15 protein-coding genes and 2 pseudogenes are annotated in these 10,025 nt (G+C 47.1%); 1 reads left to right on the top strand and 16 read right to left on the bottom strand.

The window, feature by feature from the left end:
• The 14 genes and pseudogenes from BEB54_RS26980 to traM all read right to left on the bottom strand — a co-directional run.
• Positions 1 to 238 (bottom strand): hypothetical protein (locus tag BEB54_RS26980; RefSeq protein WP_105282330.1); only part of this gene is annotated, 238 nt, incomplete at its 3' end.
• Positions 231 to 452, bottom strand: coding sequence for a conjugal transfer protein TraR (gene traR / locus BEB54_RS26975; protein WP_001278689.1), 222 nt, complete (start codon positions 450 to 452; stop codon positions 231 to 233). The genes BEB54_RS26980 and traR, both read right to left, overlap by 8 nt.
• A 134-nt stretch (positions 453 to 586) precedes the next feature.
• Positions 587 to 1,102: a type IV conjugative transfer system lipoprotein TraV gene (gene traV / locus BEB54_RS26970; RefSeq protein WP_000809838.1), complete on the bottom strand. Its 516-nt coding sequence runs from the start codon at positions 1,100 to 1,102 to the stop codon at positions 587 to 589.
• Entirely contained in the window at positions 1,099 to 1,350 is a 252-nt protein-coding gene (trbG, locus tag BEB54_RS26965; protein ID WP_001038342.1) for a conjugal transfer protein TrbG, read from the bottom strand. The genes traV and trbG overlap by 4 nt, the downstream gene beginning before the upstream one ends.
• Positions 1,343 to 1,663 carry a conjugal transfer protein TrbD gene (locus BEB54_RS26960; RefSeq protein ID WP_001057289.1) on the bottom strand — a complete coding sequence of 107 codons (321 nt, stop codon included), beginning with the start codon at positions 1,661 to 1,663 and terminating at the stop codon, positions 1,343 to 1,345. Before BEB54_RS26960 ends, trbG begins: the two co-directional genes overlap by 8 nt.
• Positions 1,650 to 2,240, bottom strand: coding sequence for a conjugal transfer pilus-stabilizing protein TraP (gene traP / locus BEB54_RS26955; protein WP_000002787.1), 591 nt, complete (start codon positions 2,238 to 2,240; stop codon positions 1,650 to 1,652). Before traP ends, BEB54_RS26960 begins: the two co-directional genes overlap by 14 nt.
• Positions 2,230 to 3,657 (bottom strand): F-type conjugal transfer pilus assembly protein TraB, encoded by a 1,428-nt coding sequence (gene traB / locus BEB54_RS26950; protein WP_000146685.1) that lies wholly within the window; start codon positions 3,655 to 3,657, stop codon positions 2,230 to 2,232. The genes traP and traB overlap by 11 nt, the downstream gene beginning before the upstream one ends.
• Positions 3,657 to 4,385, bottom strand: a complete 729-nt coding sequence (traK, locus tag BEB54_RS26945; protein WP_001230787.1) for a type-F conjugative transfer system secretin TraK — start codon at positions 4,383 to 4,385, stop codon at positions 3,657 to 3,659. Before traK ends, traB begins: the two co-directional genes overlap by 1 nt.
• Positions 4,372 to 4,939, bottom strand: a pseudogene (gene traE / locus BEB54_RS26940) (type IV conjugative transfer system protein TraE). The gene traK and the pseudogene traE overlap by 14 nt, the downstream one beginning before the upstream one ends.
• A gap of 21 nt (positions 4,940 to 4,960) precedes the next feature.
• Positions 4,961 to 5,272, bottom strand: coding sequence for a type IV conjugative transfer system protein TraL (traL, locus tag BEB54_RS26935; RefSeq protein WP_000012106.1), 312 nt, complete (start codon positions 5,270 to 5,272; stop codon positions 4,961 to 4,963).
• 14 nt (positions 5,273 to 5,286) lie between these two features.
• Positions 5,287 to 5,646: a type IV conjugative transfer system pilin TraA gene (traA, locus tag BEB54_RS26930; protein ID WP_000994781.1), complete on the bottom strand. Its 360-nt coding sequence runs from the start codon at positions 5,644 to 5,646 to the stop codon at positions 5,287 to 5,289.
• A gap of 32 nt (positions 5,647 to 5,678) precedes the next feature.
• A complete protein-coding gene (gene traY / locus BEB54_RS26925; RefSeq protein WP_001309237.1) occupies positions 5,679 to 6,074 on the bottom strand; it encodes a conjugal transfer relaxosome DNA-bindin protein TraY in 396 nt (131 codons plus the stop codon).
• A gap of 98 nt (positions 6,075 to 6,172) precedes the next feature.
• Positions 6,173 to 6,862, bottom strand: a complete 690-nt coding sequence (traJ, locus tag BEB54_RS26920; RefSeq protein WP_000283377.1) for a conjugal transfer transcriptional regulator TraJ — start codon at positions 6,860 to 6,862, stop codon at positions 6,173 to 6,175.
• A gap of 186 nt (positions 6,863 to 7,048) precedes the next feature.
• Positions 7,049 to 7,432: a conjugal transfer relaxosome DNA-binding protein TraM gene (gene traM / locus BEB54_RS26915; protein ID WP_001151524.1), complete on the bottom strand. Its 384-nt coding sequence runs from the start codon at positions 7,430 to 7,432 to the stop codon at positions 7,049 to 7,051.
• A 332-nt stretch (positions 7,433 to 7,764) separates the two neighbouring features.
• Between traM and BEB54_RS26910 the strand changes: the two genes are divergently transcribed.
• Positions 7,765 to 8,355, top strand: a complete 591-nt coding sequence (locus tag BEB54_RS26910; RefSeq protein ID WP_277996786.1) for a transglycosylase SLT domain-containing protein — start codon at positions 7,765 to 7,767, stop codon at positions 8,353 to 8,355.
• A 295-nt stretch (positions 8,356 to 8,650) separates the two neighbouring features.
• Here the strand turns inward: BEB54_RS26910 and BEB54_RS26905 are convergent.
• Together BEB54_RS26905 and BEB54_RS26900 are read right to left on the bottom strand one after the other, a co-directional pair.
• Positions 8,651 to 9,472: pseudogene (locus tag BEB54_RS26905) on the bottom strand (DUF932 domain-containing protein).
• Positions 9,473 to 9,591: 119 nt separating this feature from the next.
• Positions 9,592 to 9,879: a hypothetical protein gene (locus tag BEB54_RS26900; RefSeq protein WP_000107542.1), complete on the bottom strand. Its 288-nt coding sequence runs from the start codon at positions 9,877 to 9,879 to the stop codon at positions 9,592 to 9,594.
• Positions 9,880 to 10,025: the final 146 nt, after the last annotated feature.

Raw genomic sequence — 10,025 nt, 5'->3', positions numbered from 1 at the left:
CCACGGGAATATCTACGGCAGCAAGCCAGTAATGGGTTAAGTGATAACAGGTGTCTGGAAATATAGGGGCAAATCCATTCAGATACAGGCCAGAAACACAGAATGTGGCAACACCACAAAGAATAGCTATAACTAAAAAGCCCTTACCCAGTGCCATACACAAAGAACCCTGTTTTCTGAATATCCGCTCATGCTCATCCAGAATAAAATCTATTTTTTCATTTTCTGATTTATGCATAGTGTTTCCTCTGCCTTTCCTGATACGCCTGACATTCAACGCACAACGTCACACCGGGAAATATTTTCCGCCGGGCTTCCGGAATAGGATTTCCGCATGCTTCACAAAGATAAACAGGAATACCATGAGCATTTATTTTCTGGCGTATCCGGTTTATTCCTGTCATGGTCAGTTGTTCTGTCACTGAATATGCTTCATCGGCTTCATCACTCACGGAATATTCCTCCCGACATGTTCTGACACGCTACCGCCCATCCCTTTTCACGCACAGGGCACTCGTTTTACAGGCAGATTTTGAATACAGAAAGCCCGCCGGCATTGCCGGCTGATATACAACTTCAGGGCCAGTTAATTAATACGTGGTTTTCCCCACGCAGACGGTTTAATAACAAAAAACACGCTGGATGGCTGATGATAAACATCCTGGTTATCAATATAAGGCGCTATCCATAATGCTGCCGTCTGCTCACCCGTTCTTAGCGGACGAGGAGGTGTTACCGGCGTAACTGAACTGACCGGAACAACCGTTTTCACTTCCCGGGCAGCGGTAAACAGCGGGCGAGGTGCCAGCAGTTTCTGCTCCGGATGTGCTGTCACCGCAGGTCTGCTGCCGGACGGAGTGGTCGCGGTGACGGTCTGCACCGGCATTGTCCGGAAGTTCCCTTCAGCCAGGCGCGGCAGTGATGCCGCAACCGGCTTTGCTTCTGAGGACTGCTCCAGTTTTTTGGCCTTCTCATTGGCCTGCTCCATCGTCATACAGGTATCGGATGTGGTGGCGTTACACTCAAATTCCGTACTGGTTCCGGCACAGCCGGAAAGTAATAAGGTCCCCAGCAGAGGAATAAAGAAAGAAATCTGTTTCATTGTCCCTCACCTTTCTCATCGCAGTTCACAAAATCCTTCTTCAAATCCCTGACCGTACAGGTTTTTACAATGTCAGGATTTTCAAAAACCGTACTCCGTGATGATTTATAAACATATGCCACAATGCGTTTCCCACCCGCATCAGGTTCTGGTGCACTGACTTCACATAACGGAGGTGTTATTCCGGACTCATACAGCACCGGATAATTTATTTTTTTGACGCTGCCATCAGAAACCAGCTTATTCATCGAAGGGCTCCTTATATTTCTGAATAATTCTGTCGATTAGTTCTTTCACCGGAACAGATTTTCCGCCACCGGATTGTCCGGCAACCACAATATGCCCCGGAGAAGAAAATAAACTCATCGACATACCCTTCTTCATCACACCGACAGCAGCCATATTAAAATTGTCCGGCAATGACTCAGAACCGAATTTCTCCGGTGCAGGAAGTACGATTCTTGTGGCGCAGTTACTGAGAACAGCATGCATAAAATCATCTGACACGGTTTTACCCGGCACAGAGAGGGCTGTAATAACATTAATATTACGCATGTTCATTTTTATCTCCGTTGTTTCTGTTTGTTCTGTCATCAGGAAGATAAACAGGGCATTTCCTGATTTTTCCCGGCAGGGAAGCGTCTTCCGTATAAACTTCCTTCAGATGTTCATCTGCGGTTACCACCCGGATACATTTCATTTTTCCGGGTCGCACCGGATATTTCCCGGTGATCGCTGCCAGCGAGACATACATCAGTGCCAGTGTTGCCCATAATGCGGTGACCAGTTGCATCAGTGACCGGTCAGTCTCCCTGACATAATCTGCAGCATCAGCCGCGCGGTAATGGCAGATATCCTGTATTTCTGATCTGCCTGAAGAATCAGAGGAAGAAAACCAGCATTCACTGACCGGGAACTGTCCGGCAGGTGCTGTTTGTCTTACGAAGTTAATCTCCTTAACCAGTAATTTCCCCGGCGTGGTGTTGTCCTTCCATAAAACAAACAGAGCCATCAGGGCCATTGTGGCCAGTGGCAGAATGACGGTGTACTTCAGACACCAGAACAGTCCTCGCAGAACCCGGGCGACAACATACCGGGCGGCATGGCACGCCTGACGGGACGACATATTATTTGCCATCGTTGCCCCCTCCCTGGCTGCCGGACATAAACTGCTGCGGATTCAGGTTGCCCAGCTGCTTCAGCATCTGGTCAGTATTAAAGCCGTTAAGATGACTTTCAGCCGATGGCGGAACAGGAACCGGACTTTCCGGATTGTCTTCTTCCGCTCTGCTCTGCGTGCGTTCCAGCGCCATCTCTTCCACGGTTTTCAGCTGGAAGCCGTCCTGGAACACCACGGTCACTTCGTTGCCCGCACCAATCGGTATCACCGGGTGATACTGTTCGGCACGTTTGATGTAGTAGTCACTGAGCGTCTGTGCGGCTTTCGATGCGCCGCCACCGATACCCATTTTCAGGACATCACCAGCCCCGTAAGCGGCTGTGGCACCCAGCCCGACAGCCGGCTGGGAGGCGCGCTCCATTCCCTGACCGATACCGTCAACAAATCCCGCGCCCCATGCCCAGCCGAGGATTTTGCCGTTACGCATCACCACTTCGCCCTTGATACCGTTTTTACCCCGGAAGCTGACATGCCCCTTAATCGGCATATCAATAGTTTTGCCGTCCTTCAGGCAACTGATATTGCGGGTGCGTACAATGGCACGCTCACTGGACACATCCCCCCAGGCTTCCAGACCCACAAAACATCCCGTTGCGTCATACGTCTTGCTGTTCGGCATTTCCACCAGGCCGGTGATACGCAGCTGCATCGGCACCGTGGATTCATTACCGGTGACAGAGGCATTGGCATCCGCCCCTTCAATCAGCATGGCTTTCGCAAAACTTCCTGACGGAATGTACGGCAGTGATGGTCCCTGTTTTCCCTCATTACGGGTAAACACCTTACGCTGTATCCGGTTAGGCACCGGCACAGACTGGTACGTCACCTGTGGTGGTGGCGTGACACCATTCCCGGGATAAAACGCCGTCGGCGGTGGAACAGCAACGCTGCCCTGCGGCGGGAAGGATACGGGGGTGTTTCCTGGCTGTGGTTCGCCTTCCGGGCCGGGCGGTGAGGCAGGCATCTGCGGTACAGGCTCACCGGTCGCCGTGACGGGATTAGCACCCAGGGCTTTTACCTGCTCTGCCAGGGCGGCATTGTCCTGTCCCAACTTTTCAATACGACGCTGGTCATCACCGCGCTGTTTGTTCAGAACATCCAGCTCACGACGGATTTCCTCATACTGCTTCTGCATCTGCGCTGCCGTCACCTGCATCTCGGTGGTGGCATGCTGACGCACCTTGTCATCAAAGGTCGTATCCACCACACCGGTCATATCCGGCACAGGCTCCTGTTCAGCCACGGTTTCACCGTTACCGGACATGTCCACATCAGACAGATACAGTGCCCCACCAATCGCGGAGGCTGTACCGACAACCACAATCCCCAGCCACAGGTACTGCTTGCGTTTCACAATGGTATTGATACTGGCCATCAGTTGCCCTCCCCGTCACGGATGACATACACATCCATGCGCGCACCTGCCAGTAACTGGCTGGCAGGCTGGCTGAACATCACGGCACGGGTTCCCGGCTGCCAGAAGTCACTTTCCCGGATATTCAGGGCAGACAGCGTTTTATTTTCCACGGCAAAGCGGACCATCTTCAGGTGATTCCCCGTCCATACGGCATCTGCCACTGAAGACAGCCCCGCCGGGGCCTGCAGGGTTTCCTTTGTCACTGGGACCTGATACCAGCCTGCGGGTAATTTTCCGCCACGGACGGCCTGGCTGATGGTCACAAGCAGGGATTCGTAAGGCGTGGACGTTTCCCACGCACCGGCTTCTTCTCCGGTTCCGCGCAGGTCACTGACCAGCTGAATGGTACGCCCCGCGCCTTCACGGGGAACGGCCTGAATGGAAAGATTCAGACCACGTTCTGTTTCCAGAATGAACGTAAAGGGCTTTTTGTTGACGGTGGCAACCACCACACCGCCGGAGGCGGTCTGCTCATTATTGGTCAGGGCACCATCCAGACTGTTCACGGCGATAATCCGGTCACCGGGAACGGTAAACAGATTCGGGCTGGTATTGCTGATGGCAATACTGGCCTGACCACCGTTCACCATTGGCACCACGGTGGGGGCCAGCGTACCGTTTGCGGCCATCACGCTGCAGGAAAAAAACAGGCTGCCGAATATTATTGCCGTATTATTTTTTCTCATCGTCTGTTTCCCCGAAATTATCCAGCCAGGTCACCCCGTTTTCCCGCTTCAGAATAAGGATGTAATGTTTGATATCAGTGAAAGGTTTTGAATCACCAATCCAGGTTTTAAGCACACCTCGAATTTCCACACGGCCATACTGAGGCCAGACACGAACACTGGTCTGGAAAAAGGCTGAGTTCACGTTATCGTTTTTAATACGCTTCGCTTCTTCAGCCAGAATAACTTTCATCTGGTTCTGTGCGCCCGGGCGGATATATTGCAGAAGCGCCTGATGTGAGGCATCGACGGTTTCTGATGAAACATTCAGACGGAGGGCAATAAATGACAGCGCCATCTGCTGTAAATAAGAGGCGTCGGCACTGTTCTGTGACACGGCAAAGGGGGCATTAAATGCCATTGGCGTCACGGCAGTGCGTTGCTCATTCTGAATGACGGTAGTTATTCACCCCCTGAATGACGTTAACAGAGAGGCTGAGAACAATAAGCACTGACATAAATATAAAGGCGATGGCCATTACACGACTGGTACTTAAACGGGCACCGTGTTCCATATAACAATCCTGGTATCAGTTCTATTTAATCCACTGCCGGAAACACGAATCGGGAACATTATGAAAAATACCGCGCAGCAGGGCTGTTGGCATATACCAGTAAATCAGGTCACGTAACCAGGAACTGCCCCGCCCTTTTTTCAGTTTTTTAATCCCGAAATAAACCAGAACCGCTGCACCAATACCGAACAGATATTTCGATGTTGTGATACCCCAGCCAATACAGATTGCTGCGGGGATCAGTTCATCCAGTGGCAGGCCAAACCAGCGGCTCTGGTTGGTCAGTGTTTCCGGGAAACGATATTTCTTAAGTTTATTCTCGTCTCCCGACATCGTTTTATTTCCTGTCAGAGGCCAACGACGGCCATACCCACAGCAATAAATACAGAGATGATGGCAAAACCGGCCAGGAACTTGACGTTTTTGGTCATCATGTACATGACCGCACCGACCAGAACTTCAGCCAGAACAACCCATTTAACAACACTGGAGTCCTTACCGAAGGTCGCCTTAACCGTGGTGTTACCGCTTGCCATCAGGTCCTGGCCCTGTGCTGCCATTGCCAGTTGCGGGAAGAACATCATCAGAACAGCAGCCGGGATCACAGCGCGAGCCAGGCGAAGCATATTCAGACGAGTGAATTTAGAAAAAAACGACTTCTTTTTGACGGGCGCAGAAGCACCCTGAACACTTAAAACAGCATTCATAAGTTACCTCAATTTCGGATAAATGAATAAAACTAGAGTGTATTAAATGTTATATCTTCCTCTTTATCTGCCTCCCTGAATATCTCCGAGTTATAAAAATCAGGAAACTTGATCAAATGATCAATAACTCTGTCTGCAGCCTCATCTGTTTTACACCATCCACTACGATTTTTGGCTGCAATAAGTAGCTGGTTAGTTTCATCATCCAGACGCATTGTCAGATACTTAACCAGCGACTTACCATAGATATTCCCTGCCCTGTTAAACTTTGGATAGCGGTGAAGATGATCTTTAAGTCTTATTACTGCCTCAAACGATCGACTTCTTCCGCTTCTGTTACTTGCCTCAATTAATAGACTTTCCACATCTACAGGTAATTTTAGTTTTACCATCTTACCTGTTGCAGAACGTGTACCAAATCTTTTCAATAACACCTCCCGCTGTTTATCTTCTGGTTACTACTTATGTTTGCAGAATAATCAGAAAAGGTAAATAGACGGAAAGTCTATATTTTATTAACACTTTATTAACGCGTATTTATGATACACATTGCCTTCTCGTGCAAATAATGAATAAACTTTTTATTGTAGAGTAAGATGATTAACTCATCTTTATTAGAAACAGAGAAGTAGTCGCATATCAGAGACGCGTGTTTCTTTGATGTGGAGATGGATATGTTTAATATTCTTGCTATAGCATTATGACTGATTCCGGTGCTATATAAGTAAAAGACATCATTTACATATGATGATACAGAAGAATCATCACTCATTCTTCTGATTATATTTCTGATATCATCACTGACAATCGTTTTTTGATTATAACTGTCTTTATGACGAACATGAGCAGCATCATAAAATTGCCACAGAATGATATTTCTGTGTCCATTAAGAAATGACTGAATAGATATTGTCCAGAATCTGTTCTGAATAAAAACATCCTCTACAAGATTAAGATGCGTATGCTCATTCCTGTATGCTTCCATCTCTGTGACAGAGATCAATTCACAAAAATCTCTCTGCGACAGAAGCCATTTTTCAGCACTTTGATCTTGTGTAAGAAATGACTCATGAAACAGCGTATTGCAAAAAATAAATTTTCCAGTTTCGTCCCTGATACAGGCTGGATTTGGATAATCCTGAATAACTGCCGTCAGATTTTCCAGCAGATCTATTTGACGAGCATGTTTTTGTTGAATACGATCCATCGGATACATAGGAACCTCCTCACAAAGGATTCTATGGACAGTCGATGCAGGGAGGAGAGAACTCCCTGCATCGGCGATTTTCAAATTCAAATTTTAACGTGGCATTAACCACGTAATTAATATACTAATTATCTTTCGTACTGTCACCTTTTTAAATCATAAAAACTCTGATATTTGAACGAAATCAAATTTCTTTTATTCATCATCATTTTTTGGAAAAAATCGTTCCATCTCAGATGATACCTTCTCCCTGATATCTTCAACCATATTGGCATATTCAAACTTTGGATTTCCGGAGACATGAGGACTGAGAGACTCAATACCCAAAATTTTCGCTACTGATGATTGTGTTTTTACAACGCATTCAAGAAGCAATTTATTAAACTCAGTCTGATTAAATGCAGACTCTTTACGCTCCATCTGAGCCTCATGTACACGAAGCCCCAGTTCAAGAAGCATTGAAGCTGTTGCTGAAAAACTGACATCTTTTTCCCTTGCCCCTTCCTGTCGACGCTTCTCAATAATCGCATTTATTTTTTCATAGGCATCATTGCTGATATACAGGTTCACCTTAGCCATTAGAGATTACCTTTTTTGAACATAAAATAAAGTTAATTTCGAAACACTAAAATTCATAATGCAAACAGGGACGCACCGCTAGCAGCGCCCCTAGCGGTATCCTATAAAAAAACACACCGCGCCGCTAGCAGCACCCCTAATATAAAATAATGTTTTTTATAAAAATAGTCAGTACCACCCCTACAAAGCGGTGTCGGCGCGTTGTTGTAGCCGCGCCGACACCGCTTTTTTAAATATCATAAAGAGAGTAAGAGAAACTAATTTTTCATAACACTCTATTTATAAAGAAAAATCAGCAAAAACTTGTTTTTGCGTGGGGTGTGGTGCTTTTGGTGGTGAGAACCACCAACCTGTTGAGCCTTTTTGTGGAGTGGGTTAAATTATTTACGGATAAAGTCACCAGAGGTGGAAAAATGAAAAAGTGGATGTTAGCCATCTGCCTGATGTTTATAAATGAGATCTGCCAGGCCACTGATTGCTTTGATCTTGCAGGCCGGGATTACAAAATAGATCCTGATTTACTGAGAGCAATATCATGGAAAGAATCCCGTTACCGGGTTAATGCCATCGGTATTAATCCGGTAACGGGATATGGCAGCGGACTGATGCAGGTAGATTCCCAGCATTTTAACGAACTGGCCCGCTACGGAATTAAGCCAGAACATCTGACAACAGATCCCTGCATGAACATTTATACCGGTGCTTATTATCTGGCAATAGCATTTAAAAAATGGGGCGTCTCCTGGGAGGCCGTTGGTGCATACAATGCCGGATTCAGGAAGACCGAACGCCAGAACCAGAGACGTCTTGCCTACGCATCAGATGTTTACCGGATTTATACCGGGATAAAAAGCAGTAAAGGTATCCGGATTCCGGCCACGAAGAAATCACTTCCGGAAATTAACAGCGTGCAGAACAATTAATCTTACAGACATTGTCAGATACCTGTTATGCCGCAAAAGCGGCATGGAAGGCCACACACAAAAATATCATATGAGTGACAATACTGACTGGCCGAAGCCCCGCGAAGCGGGAACCCATCTTATATATACCCGGTAACTGCGCAGCCTCCTGCCAGACCATTTTTCGCGGGCACAATATTTACAGACAACCGGAAAGCCAGTTGATGAAATTGAGGTATATCAGACGACACAGCGATGCCGAAGAATGATAATATAAGTAAAGCCCCGAAAAATTTTCGGGGCTTTACTTATATTATCATGACTTCCACTTTCTGAACTGTTCGGCAATCACCCATAACGCCTTGTTGATTCTTATATCACCATCAATACCTGTAATGACTCTTGTCCTGGTATTTTTCCCGGAGGCACTTCGCCCAGATAATCCACCTTTTATCATATTCTCCTGAACCCGCTGCTAGGTTGTCCAGAGATCGTTCTGTTTATCCTCCCGACGACGGGGAGTAATTATTTATTCAGGCGTCACTGGCGTTTTATTTTCATCTTCATACCTGACCATCAGTGCAGCTCTGCCAAATAAATGTTGCTCGTCACTGTTAAGATGAATTTCTTTCATCGCCTCCATATTATCAGTGACCTTATCAAAGACACCGAGTACTTCATACGCACCCTCGATAACCTGCCCGACAATATCACCTTTATGTGGAACGCGGATTTCGCCAAAATTATTTCCGCACACCAGGCCATTTGTGCAGACAAAACGAAAAATTCCGGGGATCATCTGATAACTGGATGAACCATCATGTGAATTAAGCAGGATAATTTCAGGAACTTCCTGCCCGTTAATATGCCCTTCCCTGCGAAGACGTAACATATGTTTACTGTATTCGCGACGTCCCAAATCACGAACCCGACTCTGACAGGCAAAGAATGGCTGGAAACCTTCATCACGTAACTTATTGATGATATTGATTGTTGGAATATACGTATAACGTTCACTCCGGGACTCATGTTTATCACCGGAAAATACCGAAGGCACGAACTGCATTAATTCATCATCCGTTAAAGGACGTTCACGGCGGATGGAATTATACCGACCAAAACGGGAAGCTAATCGCATAACAGCTACTCCTTTATGAAAGAATAAATTTAATAAAAAATTTTTCCGCTTAATATCATCCCTCCCGATCTCCATTAACAAGATTGCAACAATCAGGGGGGGGTATTCATCACATCCGGTCAGCAGATAGCCCGGATATCGAGGCCGGCACGCTTAATCTGACGCAGGAACTGTTTGAAGTGATCGGCTTCCGCAATGTTGATATGGCGGAACTGCGTATCCACACCCCGGCTGAGCGCGTAGCTATAGCTGAAGGCCATCTTTTCCGGGTGGCTTTTGCGATATTTTTTCAGCTCAGTCAGGCTGCTGAATTCCAGGACGTCCCACTCTTCCCCGGTGTTTTTTTTCTTCCCGGCAACAAGAAGCGTGTACGACGCGGTGTTAACGTGGATATTTCGGGTACTCATCCTGCTTTCTCCTCTCTCTGGTTTTCAGCCCCCATCATCTGTTGAGTTTCGGGAGCCGCGGTTTTGACGTTTTGCGGGATGTGCATTTCACCCCTGGACTGGCGGAGACGGTTGTGGCTGTCTTTGCCCCCGGCGACAGGGGCTTA

It is taken from the genome of Escherichia sp. MOD1-EC6021, assembly GCF_002965245.1.
In the GTDB taxonomy this organism is placed as follows: Bacteria; Pseudomonadota; Gammaproteobacteria; order Enterobacterales; family Enterobacteriaceae; genus Escherichia; species Escherichia coli_F.
The sequence above is the reverse complement of the archived record's forward strand: the minus strand, read 5'-3'. Positions and strand labels throughout refer to the sequence as shown.